This window comes from Tepidimonas ignava (assembly GCF_004342625.1).
GTDB classification, from domain to species: domain Bacteria; phylum Pseudomonadota; class Gammaproteobacteria; order Burkholderiales; family Burkholderiaceae_C; genus Tepidimonas; species Tepidimonas ignava.
In genome coordinates, this window is record NZ_SMAH01000002.1 from 79,030 (window position 1) to 95,265 (window position 16,236).

General features: G+C 68.0%; 12 protein-coding genes. 4 read left to right on the top strand and 8 right to left on the bottom strand.

The features are described from left to right. Window positions 1–2 precede the first annotated feature (2 nt). The 3 genes from EDC36_RS01745 to EDC36_RS01755 are packed head-to-tail and all read right to left on the bottom strand — an operon-like array spanning window position 3 to window position 4,054. Complete coding sequence (locus EDC36_RS01745) at window positions 3–1,052, bottom strand: ABC transporter permease (RefSeq protein ID WP_132961541.1); 1,050 nt, start codon at window positions 1,050–1,052, stop codon at window positions 3–5. Then, window positions 1,036–2,061, bottom strand: coding sequence for a microcin C ABC transporter permease YejB (locus EDC36_RS01750; RefSeq protein ID WP_132961542.1), 1,026 nt, complete (start codon window positions 2,059–2,061; stop codon window positions 1,036–1,038). The genes EDC36_RS01745 and EDC36_RS01750 overlap by 17 nt, the downstream gene beginning before the upstream one ends. Before the next feature lie 13 nt (window positions 2,062–2,074). Next, entirely contained in the window at window positions 2,075–4,054 is a 1,980-nt protein-coding gene (locus EDC36_RS01755; protein WP_132961543.1) for an extracellular solute-binding protein, read from the bottom strand. A 46-nt stretch (window positions 4,055–4,100) separates the two neighbouring features. Here EDC36_RS01755 and fabI point away from each other — a divergent pair, with 46 nt between their 5' ends. Continuing rightward, the gene (gene fabI, locus EDC36_RS01760; RefSeq protein ID WP_132961544.1) at window positions 4,101–4,907 is read left to right on the top strand and encodes an enoyl-ACP reductase FabI; all 807 of its coding nucleotides are present in this window, start codon (window positions 4,101–4,103) and stop codon (window positions 4,905–4,907) included. A 54-nt stretch (window positions 4,908–4,961) separates the two neighbouring features. On the opposite strand, the gene EDC36_RS01765 is transcribed toward fabI, so the two are convergent. The 4 genes from EDC36_RS01765 to aceE all read right to left on the bottom strand — a co-directional run bounded on the left by EDC36_RS01765 (window position 4,962) and on the right by aceE (window position 11,717). Continuing rightward, window positions 4,962–5,588: a c-type cytochrome gene (locus tag EDC36_RS01765; protein ID WP_132961545.1), complete on the bottom strand. Its 627-nt coding sequence runs from the start codon at window positions 5,586–5,588 to the stop codon at window positions 4,962–4,964. A gap of 135 nt (window positions 5,589–5,723) precedes the next feature. Then, the gene (gene lpdA / locus EDC36_RS01770) at window positions 5,724–7,565 is read right to left on the bottom strand and encodes a dihydrolipoyl dehydrogenase (RefSeq protein WP_132961546.1); all 1,842 of its coding nucleotides are present in this window, start codon (window positions 7,563–7,565) and stop codon (window positions 5,724–5,726) included. A gap of 15 nt (window positions 7,566–7,580) precedes the next feature. Next, window positions 7,581–8,981, bottom strand: a complete 1,401-nt coding sequence (aceF, locus tag EDC36_RS01775) for a dihydrolipoyllysine-residue acetyltransferase (RefSeq protein ID WP_132961547.1) — start codon at window positions 8,979–8,981, stop codon at window positions 7,581–7,583. An 18-nt stretch (window positions 8,982–8,999) separates the two neighbouring features. Then, complete coding sequence (aceE, locus tag EDC36_RS01780) at window positions 9,000–11,717, bottom strand: pyruvate dehydrogenase (acetyl-transferring), homodimeric type (RefSeq protein WP_132961548.1); 2,718 nt, start codon at window positions 11,715–11,717, stop codon at window positions 9,000–9,002. A 232-nt stretch (window positions 11,718–11,949) separates the two neighbouring features. On the opposite strand from aceE, the gene EDC36_RS01785 reads away from it, so the two are divergent. The 3 genes from EDC36_RS01785 to folD are packed head-to-tail and all read left to right on the top strand — an operon-like array spanning window position 11,950 to window position 15,978. Next, window positions 11,950–14,490, top strand: a complete 2,541-nt coding sequence (locus EDC36_RS01785; protein WP_243646430.1) for a PAS domain-containing sensor histidine kinase — start codon at window positions 11,950–11,952, stop codon at window positions 14,488–14,490. Between the two features lie 2 nt (window positions 14,491–14,492). Further along, window positions 14,493–15,122: a response regulator transcription factor gene (locus EDC36_RS01790; protein ID WP_132961550.1), complete on the top strand. Its 630-nt coding sequence runs from the start codon at window positions 14,493–14,495 to the stop codon at window positions 15,120–15,122. 4 nt (window positions 15,123–15,126) lie between these two features. Further along, on the top strand, window positions 15,127–15,978 hold the full coding sequence (gene folD / locus EDC36_RS01795) for a bifunctional methylenetetrahydrofolate dehydrogenase/methenyltetrahydrofolate cyclohydrolase FolD (protein ID WP_132961551.1): 852 nt from the start codon (window positions 15,127–15,129) through the stop codon (window positions 15,976–15,978). Window positions 15,979–16,022: 44 nt separating this feature from the next. Here folD and EDC36_RS01800 read toward each other — a convergent pair whose 3' ends face one another. After that, window positions 16,023–16,235 (bottom strand): type II toxin-antitoxin system HicB family antitoxin, encoded by a 213-nt coding sequence (locus EDC36_RS01800; RefSeq protein WP_132961552.1) that lies wholly within the window; start codon window positions 16,233–16,235, stop codon window positions 16,023–16,025. Window position 16,236 lies beyond the last annotated feature (1 nt).

Consider the following 16,236-nt stretch of genomic DNA (forward strand, 5'->3'; position numbering starts at 1 on the left):
CGTCAGTCGGCCTTGCGGGGGTCGAGCGCGTCGCGCAGCGCGTCGCCCATGAAGGTCAGCAGCGTCAGCGTCAGGGTCAGCACGCCAAAGGTGGACAGCGAAATCCACCACGCGTCGATGTTGGCCTTGCCCTGCGCCAGCAACTCGCCCAGGCTGGGGGTGCCCGGCGGCACGCCCAGACCAAGAAAATCGAGCGAGGTCAATGCCAGGATGGCCGCGCTCATGCGAAACGGCAAAAACGTCACCACGGGCGTGAGGCTGTTGGGCAGGATATGGCGCCAGATGATGGCGCCGTGCCCCAGCCCCATGGCCCGCGCTGCGCGCACGTAGTCGAGCTGGCGGTTGCGCAAAAATTCGGCGCGCACGTAGTCGGCCAGGCCCATCCATCCAAACAAGCTCAGCAGCACCAGCAGCAGCGCCACGCTGGGAGCAAACAGCGCGCTGAAGATGATGAGCAGGTACAGCTCGGGCATCGACGACCAGATTTCGATCAGGCGCTGCAACGTCAGGTCGATGCGTCCGCCGAAGTACCCCTGCACCGCGCCGGCCAGCACGCCCAGCACGACGCCGGTGGCGGTCAGCGCCAGCGCAAACAACACGCTGATGCGAAAGCCGTAAATCAACTGCGCCAGCAGGTCGCGCCCACGGTCGTCGGTGCCCAACAGGTTGGCGGCGCTGGGTGGCGCGGGGTGTGGGCCGGGCGCCCAATAGTTCAGCGCCCGCGCACCGTAGGGGTTGGGCGGGTACAGGGCCCAGTTGCCATCGCGGGTCAGGCGCGCACGGATGTCCGGATCGAGGTAGTCGGTGGGGGTGTCGAAGTCTCCGCCGAACGTCGTCTCGGGGTAGTCGTGCAGCAGCGGCACGTACCACTGGCCCTGGTAGCGCACCAGCACCGGCCGGTCGTTGGAGATCAACTCCGCCGCCAGGCTCAGCGCCACCATCGCCGCAAACAGCACAAGGCTCACCAACCCCAGCCGGTGGCGTGCAAAGCGCCGCCACGCGCGCCGCGCGGGGCTGAGCGTGGCCAGCGCGGTTTCAGTCGAACTTGACACGCGGATCCACCCAAACGTAGCACAGGTCGCTCACCAGCTTGGTGAGCAGCCCAATCAGCGTGAACAGGTACAGCGTGCCCAACACGACGGGGTAGTCGCGCCGGATCACGCTCTCGTAGCTGAGCAGCCCCAGACCATCGAGCGAAAACAGCGTCTCGATCAGCAGGCTGCCGGTGAAAAACGCCCCCACGAACGCCGCCGGGAAACCCGTGACGATGGGGATGAGCGCGTTGCGCAGCACATGCTTCCACAGGATCTGACGCTCCCCCAACCCCTTGGCACGCGCCACCAGCACGTACTGTTTGCGGATTTCCTCCAGCACCGCGTTTTTGGTCAGCATCGTGGTCACGGCAAAGCTGCCCAGCACCATCGAGAGCACCGGCAGCGTGATGTGCCACAGGTAGTCCACGATGCGCGCGCCCCATGAGAGCTCGTCCCAGTGGTCGCTGACCAAACCCCGCAGCGGGAACCACTGCAACTGGCCCCCGAACACCACCAACAGCGCCACGCCCAGCACGAAGCCCGGGATGGCGTACGCCACCAGCACCACGATGGAGGTGACAACGTCGAACCGGCTGCCGGCGCGCACCGCCTTGGCAATGCCCAGCGGCACCGCCACCGCGTAGCTGATGACAAACGTCCACAACCCCAGGCTCATCGACACCGGCAGCTTCTCCACGATCAACTGCGCCACCGGCTTGTTTTGGAAAAAGCTCTGCCCCAAATCGAAGCGGGCGAACTGCCCCAACATCTGCACAAAGCGCTCGTGCGCCGGCTTGTCAAAGCCGTACAGCGCCTTGATTTGCTCCAGCCGCTTGGGATCCACCCCTTGCCCACCGCGGTAGGCCATGCCACCTTCGGCGCCGTGGCCCAGCCCCGCACGCGCTTCGGCCAGGTACTGGTCCACCGGCCCACCGGGCACAAACTGGATAACAACAAACGTCACCAGCAGAACCCCCAACAGCGTGGGCACCATCAACAGCAGGCGCTTGAGGACGTAACTCCACATGGTGACCCCGATCCTAGCGTGCGCCGCGCGCCTCGGGGCGCGCCCACCACGTTTCGATGGCCCAGCCCTCGCCGCTGGCGTAGGGCGGCATGTGGGCGGGACGGTCCAGCCGCCAGGCGTTGTACGCCATGCGGTGCGTGGGCGCGGACCACTGCGGGATCAGCACGTGCAGATGCGCCACCGCCCGGTCCAGCGCGCGGCAGGCGGCCAAAAAGTCCTCCTCGCGCTTGGCCCGCACCATGCGCTCGATCAGGTCGTCCACCGCCGGGTTGGCCAAGCCGGTGAAGTTGCCCGAATCCTCGGTGCGCGCGGCGGCGCTGCCGAACAGGTCGGCGTACTCGGCCCCGGGGCTGTGCGTGCCGCCGAACGCCAGCGTCACGATGTCGAAGTCGAACGTGCGCAGCCGCTGTTGGTACAGCGCAAAGTCCACCGCACGGTAGCGCAGTTGCACCCCGATGCGCGCCAGGTTGTGCTGCCACGGTGTGACCACCCGCGCCCCCGCTTCGTTGCTGTCGAGGTACTCCAGCACCAGCGGCTCGCCGCGCGCGTTGCGCAGGGCGCCGTCGCGGTAGGTCCAGCCCGCCTCACGCAACAGAGCCTGCGCGGCCTTGAGGTTGGCCCGCAGAGCCTGCGGCGTGCCGGCGCGGGGCGGTTCGGCCATCGGCCCCAACACCGCCGGCGGCAGCGTGCCCAGCCACGGCCGCAGCAGCCGCGCCTGGGCTTCGTCCGGCTCGCCTTGCGCGGCGCAGGCGGTGTTGCCAAACAAACCACGCACGCGCTCGTAGCTGCCATAAAACAGCCGCTCGTTCATCCACTCGAAGTCCAGCGCCAGCGCCAGCGCCTGGCGCACGCGGATGTCGTCCAGCGGTGCGCGGCGTGTGTTGAGCACGTAGCTCTGAAAACCCGTGGGCAGGCGGTGGCGGAACTCGGCCTTGACCAGCTCGCCGGTGTCGAACCGCTTGCCCTTGACGCGCCGCGCCCAGTCACCGGCGGAAAAAAACCGCATCAGGTCGAACTCGCCCGCTTTCAGTGCCTCCAGCCGCGCGGTGTTGTCCTTGTAGATCTTGACCGTGATGCGGTCGAAATTGAACGTGCCGCGGCGCACCGGCAGGTCGCGCGCCCAGTAGTGGGGGTCACGCACGTAGGTGATGTCGCGCCCGAACTTCACCGGCCCGATGCGGTACGGCCCGCTGCCGATGGGGTGGTCCATCACGACCTCGTTGAACGGCTTGCGTCGGCCCGTGGCTGGGTCCACGCCCCAGTCGCGGCTGAAAATCGGCAGCCCACCCACGGTCAGCGGCAGCTCCCGGTTGGGCTGGCGGAAGCGAAACCGCACCGTGCGCTCGTCGAGCACGTCCACGCCCGCCACATCGGCCAGCAGCGTTTTGTACACCGGCGAGGTGTGCGGCCCGACCAGGGTCTCGAACGTGTGGCGCACGTCCTCGGCCAGCACCGGCTTGCCGTGGTGAAAGCGCGCCTCGCGCCGCAGCCGAAACGTGGCGCTGAGGCCATCGGGAGCCACCTGCACGTCCTCGGCCAGCAGTCCGTAGGCGGCCCCCACCTCATCGGCCGCCCCCACCAGCAAGGTGTCGAACACCAGGTCACTCACGTACGCCGGGGCGTTGCCGCGCAGCGTGAAGGGGTTGTATTTGTCGAAGGTGGATGCGCGCGAGTTGCTGACCAGGCGCAGCTCGCCGCCCTTGGGGGCGTGCGGGTTGACGTAGTCGAAATGGGCAAAGTCGGCCGGGTACTTGAGGTGCCCCCACAGCGCGTAGCCGTGCGCCGCCCAGGCGACCGGCAGCGCCAGCCACGCCCAGGCCCCGAGCAACCACACCCCGGCCGCCACACGCCAGCGGCGCACGCCGCCGGGCCAGGTCTGCCCCGTCCCGGGCGGCGTGCGCGTGCGGGGCCCGACCCCGTCGGTGGCCGGCACGCCACCCGGCACGGGCCTGCCGCGCGGGGGCAAACGGCGATCGCTCGCGTTGACATGCATGCGACAATTCTGCAGGAAATTCCGAACTCGACGAGGAGCGCACACGATGGGTTTTCTGGCCGGCAAGAAGCTGCTGATCACCGGGGTATTGTCCAACCGCTCAATCGCCTACGGCATCGCGCGTGCCTGCCACGCGCAGGGGGCGCAGTTGGCCTTCAGCTACGTGGGGGAGCGCTTCAAGGACCGTATCACCGAGTTTGCAGCCGAGTTCGGCTCCAGCCTGGTGTTCGAGTGCGACGTGGCCGACGACGCCAACATCGAGCGCCTGTTCGCCCAGCTCAGCGAACACTGGCCCACGTTCGACGGCTTCGTGCACAGCATCGGCTACGCGCCGCGCGAGGCCATCGCGGGTGATTTTCTCGATGGCCTCAGCCGCGAGGCCTACCGCACCGCGCACGAAATCAGCGCCTACAGCTTTCCGGCGATGGCCAAGGCGGCGCGCCCCTACCTCAACGACAACGCCGCGCTGCTGACGCTGACCTACCTGGGCGCGGTGCGCATGGTGCCGGCCTACAACACCATGGGGCTGGCCAAGGCCAGCCTGGAAGCCAGCGTGCGCTACCTGGCCGAGTCGCTGGGCAGTCAGCGGCGCGGCTGGCGCGTCAACGCCATCTCGGCCGGCCCGATCAAGACGCTGGCGGCCAGCGGCATCAAGGGCTTCAGCAAAATCCTGCACGTCGTCGAAAACAACGCCCCCATCCGCCGCAACGTCACGATCGACGACGTCGGCCACACCGCAGCGTTTTTGCTCAGCGACCTGGCGGCCGGCATCAGCGCCGAGGTCATCTATGTGGATGGCGGCTTCAGCCAGGTGATGGGAGGCATCACCCTGGGCGACGCCGAAGGCGGCTGACCGCGTGCAGCCCGGGGCGGCCTGCACGCCCGCCGGCGCGGCGGGCGCGCGGGGTCACTTGAGGTTACCCAAGTACGCGGCCACCGCTTCCAGCTCCAGCTCGCTCAAGCGGTGCGACATCACGCGCATGATGGCGTTGTCCCGACTGCCGCCGCGCTCTTTGAACGCTTGAACTTGGCGCACGATGTACTGCGGATGCTGACCGGCCAGCCGCGGCAGTTCCGTGGTGCCCGCGGCACCCGGCCCGTGGCAGGTGGCGCACGGCGGCAAGCCCGAGTGACGGTTGCCGCGCTCGTAGACGAACCGCCCCACGGCCAACAGCAGCTCGTCACCGCTGGGGGTGTGGCCCGGTTTTTGGCGCGCGTAGTACTCGGCCACCGCCTCGATGTCGCTGTCGCTGAGGCCTTTGACCTTTTCGGTCATCGCGGTGTCCTTGCGCTCGCCACGCGCAAACGCCTTGAGCTGGTTGGCCAGGTACTGTGGGTTTTGCCCTGCCAGGCGCGGAAAATTGGCCGCCACGCCCTGCCCGCATGGACCGTGGCAGACGGCGCAACGGTCGCGAGCGATCACCTCGCCCACCACCAGCGGGTCGGTCGATTGCGCTTGCGCCCCCCCCACCACCACCCCAAGGCCCAACGCCGCCACGAGGCGGCGCACACGGGTTTGCCAAACGGTGCTCATCGCAGGACTCCTCCAGGTCGTTCGCAGGGCGGCAGCGCCCTGCCACGCATCCTAGGGAAACCCCGCATACGGATGTTGATCGAGGTCAACATCCGCGCTTGCGCATGCAACAATGGTCGCACCGCGGCGGCCGGGTCAGCGCCGCGCGGGGGGCAGATCGGTGCACGCGCCGTGGGCGGCCTCGGCCGCCAGCCCGATGGTTTCACCCAACGTCGGGTGCGGGTGGATGGTGCGGCCGATGTCCACCGCGTCCGCCCCCATCTCGATGGCCAGCGCCACCTCGCCGATCATGTCACCCGCGTGCACGCCGACGATGCCGCCGCCCACGATGCGGTGCGTGGCCTTGTCGAACAGCAGTTTGGTGAACCCTTCGTCGCGCCGGTTGGCGATCGCGCGTCCCGAGGCGCTCCACGGAAACAGGCCTTTGTCCACGGCGATGCCTTGCGCCCTGGCCTGGTCTTCGGTCAGGCCGACCCAGGCGATTTCGGGGTCGGTGTAGGCCACACTGGGCACGACGCGGGCGTCGAACGCGGTGCGCGCGAGCTGCTCATCGCCCAGCAGCTCGCCCGCGATGACCTCCGCGGCCACATGACCCTCGTGCACGGCCTTGTGCGCCAGCATCGGCTGGCCCACGATATCGCCGATGGCGAAGATGTGCGGCACGGCGGTGCGCATCTGGCGATCGACGCGGATAAAGCCACGCTCCTCCACCGGCAACCCCGCAGCCTCGGCGCCGATCTTGCGCCCATTGGGCGCGCGCCCCACGGCTTGCAACACCAGGTCGTACACGCCCTCGCTGCGGCTGCCGTCGGCCGCTTCGAACTGCACGCGGATGCCATCGGCCGTGGCCTCGGCCGCCACGGTGCGCGTGCGCAAGCGGATCGCGTCGAAGCGCGGCGCATTGAGGCGCTGCCACACCTTGACCAGGTCGCGGTCGGCACCGGGCATCAAGCCGTCTTGCATCTCGACCACCTCCAGCCGCGCGCCCAACGTGCTGTAGACCGTGCCCATCTCCAGCCCGATGATGCCGCCGCCGATGATCAACATGCGCTCGGGCACCCGCGACAATTGCAGCGCGCCGGTGGAGTCGACCACGCGCTCGTCCTGCGGCAAAAAGGGCAAGCGCACCGCTTGTGAGCCGGCCGCCACGATGCAGCGTTTGAACGCGACCACCTGTTGGCGACCGGTCTTGTCCTGGCCGGCGCCGGTGGTTTCCTCCACCGCCACGTGGTGCGGCCCAACGAAGACACCGTAGCCACGCAGCACCGTCACCTTGCGCATCTTGGCCATCGCGGCCAGACCCGCTGTCAGCTTGCCGATCACGCCGTCCTTGTGCGCGCGCAGGCCGGCCAGGTCGATCTGCGGCGCGCCGAACGTCACACCGGCGCCGGCCAGATGCCGCGCTTCGTCGATGACCGCGGCCACATGCAGCAACGCCTTGCTGGGAATGCAACCGACGTTGAGGCAGACCCCGCCCAACGACGGGTAGCGTTCCACCAGCACCACCTTCAGGCCCAGGTCGGCCGCGCGAAACGCGGCCGAGTACCCGCCGGGGCCGCCGCCCAGCACCAGCACGTCGCACGCAAGGTCCACCGCACCGTCGTAAGAAGCGCGGCCAACCGCCGCCGACGTCCCCGCGTCCGCCGCGGGGGGCATGGTCGTTGCAGGGGCGGCCGCTGGCGTCGCCGCGGCCACGGGCGCCGCAGCGGCGCTGCCCGCCGGTGCTGGCGCCTGCGCCGCCTCCGTTTGCAGCAGCGCAATCACCGAGCCCTCCGACACCTTGTCGCCCAGCTTGACCCGCAGCTCCTGCACCACCCCCGCATGGCTCGACGGTATCTCCATCGACGCCTTGTCCGACTCCACCGTAATCAGCGACTGGTCAACCTCCACCCTCTGCCCAGGCTGCACCAGCACCTCAATCACCGCCACATCCTTGAAGTCCCCAATGTCCGGTACCTTCACTTCCACCAGCGCCATGGTTACCCTCCCCTCTCAGAGTACGATGCGACGGAAATCGGCCAGCAATTGACCGAGGTAGGCGTTGAAGCGCGCCGCGGCCGCGCCGTCGATGACGCGGTGGTCCCACGTCAGCGACAGCGGCAACATCAGCCGCGGCACGAACGTCTGGCCGTTCCACACCGGCTCGGTGCGCGCCTTGCACACCCCCAGGATGGCCACCTCTGGCGCGTTGATGATGGGCGTGAAGTAGCGCCCGCCGATGCCGCCCAGGCTGGTGATGGTGAACGTCGCGCCGCTCATCTCTGCGGGGCTGAGCTTGCCGTCGCGGGCTTTTTTGGCCAGCTCGGCCGTTTCCTGCGCGATCTGCAGCACGCCCTTGCGGTCGGCGTCGCGCACCACCGGCACCACCAACCCGTTGGGCGTGTCGGCGGCAAAGCCAATGTGCCAGTAGTTTTTGAGGATCAGCGCCTCGCTGCCACCTTCGACGTCGAGCGAGCTGTTGAACTCGGGGAATTTTTTCAACGCCGCCACGCAGGCCTTGATCAGAAAGGCCAGCATCGTGACTTTGATGCCCTGCTTTTCGTACTCTTTGTTGAGCTGGACGCGGAAGGCCTCCAGCTCGGTGACGTCGGCGTCGTCGTGGTTGGTGACGGCGGGGATCATCACGGCGTTGCGCATCAGGTTGGCGCCGCTGATGCGCTTGATGCGGCTGAGCTCACGCCGCTCGATCGGGCCGAACTTGGCAAAGTCCACTTTCGGCCACGGCAGCAGGCCCAGCGCCGCGCCGTCGCCACCTTGCGCGGCTGCAGGCGCAGCGGCTTTGGCCAGCTGCGCGCGGGTCTGCTGCTCACCGCGCATGACGGCCCGGGTGAAAGCCTGCACATCCTCGGCGGTGATGCGCCCTTTGGGGCCGCTGCCACGCACCTCGTCCAGTGGCACGCCAAGCTCGCGCGCCAGCTTGCGCACCGACGGCGACGCGTGGGGCAACCCCACCGGCGCACGGGTCGGCTCGTGTGCCCCCACCCCGGCTGGCGCCGGCGGGGGGGTGAGCGCCGCCGGTGCGGCAGGGGCAGCAGGGGGCGTTGCAGCCGCAGGCGCCGCGGCCGCAGCCGCCGGCGAGGTTGCGGCCTCAGCCACCACCGCAGCGGGCGCCACCACACTGGACAGCGGCGCCGGCTCGCCCTGCGCCACCGCACCCTCGACCTGCAGCAGCGCAATCACCGACCCCTCCGACACCTTGTCCCCAAGCTTGACCCGCAGCTCCTGCACCACCCCCGCATGGCTCGACGGTATCTCCATCGACGCCTTGTCCGACTCCACCGTGATCAGCGACTGGTCAACCTCCACCCTCTGCCCAGGCTGCACCAGCACCTCGATCACCGCCACATCCTTGAAGTCCCCAATGTCCGGAACCTTCACTTCCACCACGGCCATGGTCACTCCTCCCTGCCCTCAGGCGTACAGCGGGTTGATCTTGTCGGCGTCGATGCCGTACTTGGCAATTGCCTCGGCCACGCGGCTGGCCGGCACGGCGCCCTGCTCGGCCAGTGCTTTGAGCGCCGCCACCGTGATGTAGTGGCGGTCGACCTCGAAGTGACGCCGCAGCCGCCAGCGGAAGTCGCTGCGGCCAAAGCCGTCGGTGCCCAGCACCTTGTAGGGGCGGCCGGCCGGGATGAAGGGACGGATTTGCTCCGCGTAGGCCCGCACGTAGTCGGTGGAGGCCACCACCGGCCCCGGGTGCTCGGCCAACTGGCGCGTGACAAACGGCACGCGCGGCTCGGCGGTGGGGTGCAACATGTTCCAGCGCTCGCAGTCGTGGCCCTCACGCGCCAGTTGCGTCAAACTCGGGCAGCTCCACACGTTGGCCGCCACGCCCCAGTCGCGCGCCAGCAGCGTTTGCGCTTCCAACGACTCGCGCAGGATCGCGCCACTGCCCAGCAGCTGCACACGCGGGGTCAGCTTCGGGCCCTCGCGCAACAGGTACATGCCTTGAATGATTTGCGCTTCCGTGCCCGGTTGCAGGCCCGGGTGGGCGTAGTTTTCGTTGAGCAGCGTGATGTAGAAAAAGACGTTGTCCTGCTGCTCGACCATGCGCTTGAGGCCATGGTGCAAGATCACCGCCACCTCGTGCGCAAACGTGGGGTCGTAGCTGATGCAGTTGGGGATGGTGGCCGCGATCATGTGGCTGTGGCCATCCTGGTGCTGCAGCCCCTCGCCGTTGAGCGTCGTGCGCCCCGAGGTGCCGCCCAGCAAAAAGCCGCGCGCCTGCATATCGCCCGCCGCCCAGGCCAGGTCCCCGAAGCGCTGGAACCCGAACATCGAGTAGTAGATGAAAAACGGGATCATGATGCGGTTGTTCGTCGAGTACGACGTCGCCGCCGCGATCCACGAGCTCATCCCCCCCGCCTCGTTGATGCCTTCTTGGAGGATTTGGCCGGCCTGGTCCTCGCGGTAGTACATCACCTGGTCTTTGTCCACCGGGGTGTACAGCTGGCCCTTGGGGTTGTAGATGCCGATCTGGCGGAACAAGCCCTCCATGCCGAAGGTGCGCGCCTCATCGACCAGGATCGGCACCACGCGTGGCCCCAGCGCCTTGTCGCGCAGCAGCTGCGTCAGGAAGCGCACGTAGGCCTGGGTGGTGGAGATTTCGCGCCCCTCGGCCGTGGGCTCCAGCAGCGCCTGGAAGTTTTCCAGCGCCGGCACCGTGAACTGCTCGTCGCTCTTGACGCGCCGCTTGGGCAGGTAGCCGCCCAACGCCTTGCGGCGCTCGTGCAGGTATTTCATCTCCGGCGTGTCGTCGGCCGGCTTGTAAAACGGGATCTTGGGCAGCTCGCTGTCGGGGATCGGGATGTTGAAGCGGTCGCGGAAGTAGCGGATATCCTCGTCGCTGAGCTTTTTGGTCTGGTGCGCGGTGTTTTTGCCTTCGCCGGCGCGGCCCATGCCGTAGCCCTTGACGGTTTTGACCAGGATCACCGTGGGCTGGCCCTTGTGGTGGTACGCGCGGTGAAACGCCGCGTACACCTTGTGGGCGTCATGCCCGCCACGGCGCAACGCCCAGATGTCTTCGTCGCTCATCTTGGCCACCAGCTCCAGCGCCTTGGGGTGGCGGCCAAAGAAGTGCTTGCGCACATAGGCGCCGTCGTTGGCCTTGAACGCCTGGTAGTCGCCGTCGAGCGTTTCCATCATGATGCGCCGCAGCACGCCCTCTTTGTCGCGCGCCAGCAGCGGGTCCCAGTTGCTGCCCCACAGCAGCTTGATGACGTTCCAACCCGCGCCGCGGAACTCGCCCTCCAGCTCCTGGATGATCTTGCCGTTGCCCCGCACCGGGCCGTCCAGCCGCTGCAGGTTGCAGTTGACGACGAAAATCAGGTTGTCCAGCCCCTCGCGCGCGGCCAGGCCGATGGCGCCCATGCTCTCAGGCTCGTCCATTTCACCGTCGCCGCAGAACACCCAAACCTTGCGCCGCGAGGTGTCGGCGATGCCGCGCGCGTGCAGGTACTTCAAGAACCGCGCCTGGTAGATGCCCATGATCGGGCCTAGCCCCATCGACACCGTGGGGAACTGCCAAAACTCGGGCATCAGCTTGGGGTGGGGGTAGCTGGACAGCCCCTTGCCTTCGACCTCCTGGCGGAAGTTCAGCAACTGCTCTTCGGTGATGCGCCCCTCCAGAAACGCCCGCGCGTAGATGCCGGGCGCGCTGTGCCCCTGGATGTACAGCAGATCGCCCCCGTGGGTGCCGCCAGCGTCGGTGTCGTCGGCGTGCCAGAAGTGGTTGAAGCCGCACGCCAGCAGGTGCGCCAGCGACTGAAACGAGCTGATGTGCCCGCCCAGCTCGCTGCCGTCGGGGGACTCGAGCCGGTTGGCCTTGACGACCATCGCCATCGCGTTCCAGCGCATGTACGCGCGCAGCCGCCCCTCCAGCTCCAGGTTGCCGGGGCTGCGCTCCTCTTCGTCGGGTTCGATGGTGTTGACGTAGCCCGTGGTGGCCGAAAACGGCAGATCGATGCTGTGCTCGCGCGCTTCTTCGAGGAGCTGCTCCAGCAGGTAGTGCGCCCGCTCGGGCCCCTCGCGCTCGATGACCGCATCGAGCGCTTCGAGCCACTCGCGCGTCTCTTGGGGATCGGCGTCGGGGGCGACCAACGGGGAAATCGGGGTGTTCGGTTCGGACATGGCAGCGTCTCCACGGGGTGACACGACTCAAAGGGTACGGCGCGGCGGCCGGCTTGTCACGAAGTGTCGCACAAAAAACGCGTCTTTCCAAATGACGATGTTTTATTTCACTATATGGTATTTCGCGCATACCTTCCCACACACCCCCCACCGTCGGGGTCACACCACGCAGCACCGCCCCGACCGGCGCGGTGTTCGGGTTTGCCCTAAACTCCCCGCCACGATGGGCACGATGCACGAGCGCTCGACGGCGCCACCGTGGTGGCGTCGGCCGCTGCTGGCGTGGCAGCGGTGGTGGCACCGGCTGCCACCGCAGCAACAGGACCGGCTGGCCATGGCGGGGCCGGTGGTGTCGCTGCTGCTGTTTCTCGGCGCCATCGGGGTGGCGCTGGTGTATTTCACGCGCGAGGACGCGGCGCGCGAGCGCGAAGCGGTGGTGCGCGACACCGAGTACGCCCAACAGCGGCTGCGCCTGCGGTTGCTCGAGCGGCAAGAGCAGGCGATGCGGCTGGCGCGCGACATTGCCAACCGCACGGTGGAGGAGACCGCCTTCGTCGCCCAGGCCGAAAGCCTCGTGCTGCAACACCCGGAGCTCACCGCCCTGTACTGGGTGGACGCCTACCGCGAGGTCGTCACGGGCTACGGCGCCCCCACGTTGAATGGATCCACGCGCCGCGCGGGCGAGCGGCTGGCGCCTGGGCTGGGCGGCGGCGTCATCGAGCTGGCGCGCGACCTGCACCAGCCCATGTACTCCAAACCGCAGCGCAGCAGCGACGGCGGGTGGGTGCTGCTGCTGGCCGTTCCGTTCGAAAACCAGCGCCGCTTTGGCGGGGTCGTGTTGGCGGAACTGGCGCTCGACGCCCTGCTGCGCTACGGTGTGCCCCCCGAGCTGCTGGCGCGCTACACCGTCACGCTCGTGGACGACAGCGACCGGGTGCTGGCGGGCGACCCGCTGCCCCCACGCCCCCACGGCGTGTGGCCGCTGCTGCCGTGGGGCGCGCAGCCCCAGAGCCACGCCCTGGCCTTGTCGCCCGTGGGCAACAGCGTGCTGGTGCGGTTGCACGCGGTGCGCGGCGAGCGTGACCGCACCGCCGAGGCGCTGTTTTGGCTGGTGGGGGCGATGAGCGCGGCCACGCTGTGGATGCTGGTGGCCAACCTGCGCCACACGCGCCGTCGGCTGCAGGCGCAACGCGCCCTGTTGGCCGAAACCAACTTTCGCCGCGCCATGGAAAACTCCATGCTGACGGGCATGCGCGCGCTGGACATGCAAGGGCGCATCACCTACGTCAACCGCGCCTTTTGCGACATGACCGGCTGGAGCGAAGAGGAGCTGATCGGCGCCACCGCGCCGTTCCCGTACTGGCCCGAAACCGAGCACGAGCAGCTGATGGCGCGGCTGCAAGACGAAATCTCCGGCCGCAACACACCCGGCGGCTTCGAGGTGCCGGTCAAGCGCAAAAACGGCAGCATCTTCTACGCGCGCATGTACGTCTCGCCGCTGATCGACCCGCAGGGGCGGCAAACCGGCTGGATGACGTCGATGACCGACATCACCGAGCCGCGCCGCATCCGCGAGGAGTTGACGGCCTCGTACGACCGTTTCGCCACCGTGCTGGACAGTCTGGACGAGGCCATCTCGGTGGCGCCGCTGCACAGCCATGAGCTGCTGTTTGCCAACCGCATGTACCGCAACTGGTTCGGCGACGGCTCGGCGGGGCACGAGCGGTTACTGGAGTTGTGCGCCGCGGTGCCGGTGCTGCCGGCGCAGGACGTCAACGACCACGTGGATCACCTAGTCGGCCTGCCCGCCGACGCGCTGGTGGAAGCCGTCGCCGAGCACGCGCAGATCCACGTGCCGGAACTGGGCAAATGGCTGGAGCTGCGCACCCGCTACCTCACCTGGGTCGACGGCCGCCTGGTGCAGATGCTGATCGCCACCGACATCACCGCGCGCCGTTTGGCCGAGGAGCAAGCGCAGCAGCAAGCCGAGCGCGCCGCCACGGCCAGCCGTCTGATCACGATGGGCGAGATGGCCTCCAGCGTCGCACACGAGCTCAACCAGCCGCTGACAGCGATCAGCAACTACGCCAACGGTCTCATCAGCCGCCTGCGCAGCGGCCGCGCCGATCCCGAGGACATGCTGGTGGCGCTGGAAAAAACCGCGCGCCAAGCGCAGCGCGCGGGCTCCATCATCCAACGCATCCGCGCCTTCGTCAAAAAGAGTGAACCGCAACTCACCCTGGCCGACGTCGGCCAGATCGTGGCCAACGCGGTCGAATTGGCCACCATCGAGCTCAAGCGCCATCTGGTGCGCCTCAACGTCTACCAAGCCGAGCGGCTGCCCGCGTTGATGGTGGACCCGATCCTGATCGAGCAGGTGTTGATCAACCTGCTCAAAAACGCCGGCGAATCCATCCAATGCGCCCAACGCCCGCCCGGCCAGCGTCAGGTCGAGCTCACCATCACGCCGCGCCGCCTCGACGAGCGCGATGGGGTGGAGTTCGTCGTGCGCGACAACGGCTGCGGCATCCCGCCCGAACAGCTTGAGCGCATTTACGACGCCTTTTACAGCACCAAGGCCGATGGCATGGGCATCGGCCTGAAGTTGTGCCGCTCGATCGTCGAGTCGCACCATGGCCGGCTGCACGCGCGCAACCTCTACAATGGCAGCGTGGTGGCCGGCTGTGAATTCAGTGTCTGGCTGCCCGCGGCGGCCGCGCCAGCGCCCGACGCGGACACGCGCGGCGCCCTCACCTTGCCCACACTAGGATGACGATGAGCCTGAACCCGAAACGCGGAACCGTTTACGTGGTCGATGACGACGAGGCCGTGCGCGACTCGCTGCAGTGGCTGCTGGAGGGACAGGACTACCGCGTGCGCAGCTTTGAATCGGCCGAGGCCTTTTTGGCTCGTTACGACCCGCGCGAAGTGGCCTGCCTGATCGCCGACATCCGCATGGGCGGCATGACCGGCCTGGAGCTGCAAGACCGGCTGCTGGAGCGGCAGTCGCCCTTGCCAATTTGCTTCATCACCGGCCACGGCGACGTCCCCATGGCGGTGGCGTCGATGAAAAAAGGGGCGGTGGACTTCATCCAAAAACCGTTCGACGAAGCGCAGTTGTTGGCGCTGGTGGACAAGATGCTGCAACGCGCGCGCGAAGCCTTCGCCGTGCACCAGCAAGCCGCCACCCGCGAAGCCCTGCTGGCCAAGCTGACCACGCGCGAGTCGCAGGTGTTGGAGCGCATCGTTGCCGGTCGGCTCAACAAACAAATCGCCGACGACCTCGGCATCAGCATCAAGACGGTGGAGGCGCACCGCGCCAACATCATGGAAAAGTTGGGCGCCAACACCGTGGCCGACCTGCTCAAGATCGCACTGGCGCCCGTGCCGCCAACCAAGGTTTGAACCGATGACCGCCCAACTGATCGACGGCGTGGCGCTGGCCCGCCAATGGCGCGCCCGTGTCGCGGAGCGCGCTGCTGCCCTGGCCGCGCGCGGCCACCGCCCCGGTTTGGCCGTGATCCTGGTCGGCGACGACCCCGCCAGCCAGGTGTACGTGCGCAACAAAGTCAAGGCCTGCGGCGAAGCCGGCATCCATTCGGTGCTGGAAACCTACCCGGCCAGCCTGACCCAAGACGAGCTGCTGGCGCGCATCGCGGCCCTCAACGCCGACCCCACCATCCACGGCATCCTGGTGCAGTTGCCGCTGCCGCCCCACATCGACGCGCAGCGCGTTATCGAAGCCATTGCACCGGCCAAGGACGTCGATGGTTTCCATGTGGCCAACGCCGGCGCGTTGCTGGTGGGCCAGCGTGGCTACTGGCCGTGCACGCCGTACGGCTGCATGAAGATGCTGGAGCACATCGGCATCGAGCTGCGCGGCAAGCACGCGGTGGTCATCGGCCGCAGCAACATCGTCGGCAAACCCATGGCCCTGCTGCTGCTGCAGGCCAACGCCACGGTGACCATCTGCCACAGCGCCACGGCCAACCTCGCGCACCACACGCGCCAGGCCGACGTCATCGTGGCCGCGGTGGGGCGCCCGCGCATGCTCACCGCGGACATGGTCAAACCCGGCGCGGTGGTGCTGGACGTCGGCATCAACCGCCTGCCTGACGGCAAACTGTGCGGCGACGTCGACTTCGACGCCGTGCGCGAGGTCGCCGGCTGGATCACCCCGGTGCCGGGCGGCGTGGGGCCGATGACGATCGCGATGCTGCTGCTCAACACCGTCGAGGCGGCCGAGCGCGCAGCAGGCTGAGCCCTGCCAAGTCGCCGGGCGGGCACGCCAGCCCGGGTGGGCGGTCAGGCCGGGACAAACATGTACTCGACCACGCTGTGCGCGGGGGGCGGCGCCACGCCGTCCTGCCGCAGCCCATCGAGGTGAAATTGAATGGCGGCCAGCAATTCCGCTTCTGTCTCCTCGACCGTCGCCCCCGTGGCGATGCAGCCGGGCAGATCAGGCACGTAACCAGAATAATTGTTGCCGGCTTTTTCAATGACGATCGCGTAGCGCATG

Coding starts and splice junctions, on each gene's coding strand:
- EDC36_RS01755 (WP_132961543.1), bottom strand. CDS start 4,054: ATGCATGTCAACGCGAGCGATCGCCGTTTGCCCCCGCGCGGCAGGCCC.
- lpdA (WP_132961546.1), bottom strand. CDS start 7,565: ATGGCGCTGGTGGAAGTGAAGGTACCGGACATTGGGGACTTCAAGGAT.
- EDC36_RS01765 (WP_132961545.1), bottom strand. CDS start 5,588: ATGAGCACCGTTTGGCAAACCCGTGTGCGCCGCCTCGTGGCGGCGTTG.
- folD (WP_132961551.1), top strand. CDS start 15,127: ATGACCGCCCAACTGATCGACGGCGTGGCGCTGGCCCGCCAATGGCGC.
- EDC36_RS01790 (WP_132961550.1), top strand. CDS start 14,493: ATGAGCCTGAACCCGAAACGCGGAACCGTTTACGTGGTCGATGACGAC.
- EDC36_RS01750 (WP_132961542.1), bottom strand. CDS start 2,061: ATGTGGAGTTACGTCCTCAAGCGCCTGCTGTTGATGGTGCCCACGCTG.
- EDC36_RS01800 (WP_132961552.1), bottom strand. CDS start 16,235: ATGCGCTACGCGATCGTCATTGAAAAAGCCGGCAACAATTATTCTGGT.
- fabI (WP_132961544.1), top strand. CDS start 4,101: ATGGGTTTTCTGGCCGGCAAGAAGCTGCTGATCACCGGGGTATTGTCC.
- aceF (WP_132961547.1), bottom strand. CDS start 8,981: ATGGCCGTGGTGGAAGTGAAGGTTCCGGACATTGGGGACTTCAAGGAT.
- aceE (WP_132961548.1), bottom strand. CDS start 11,717: ATGTCCGAACCGAACACCCCGATTTCCCCGTTGGTCGCCCCCGACGCC.
- EDC36_RS01785 (WP_243646430.1), top strand. CDS start 11,950: ATGCACGAGCGCTCGACGGCGCCACCGTGGTGGCGTCGGCCGCTGCTG.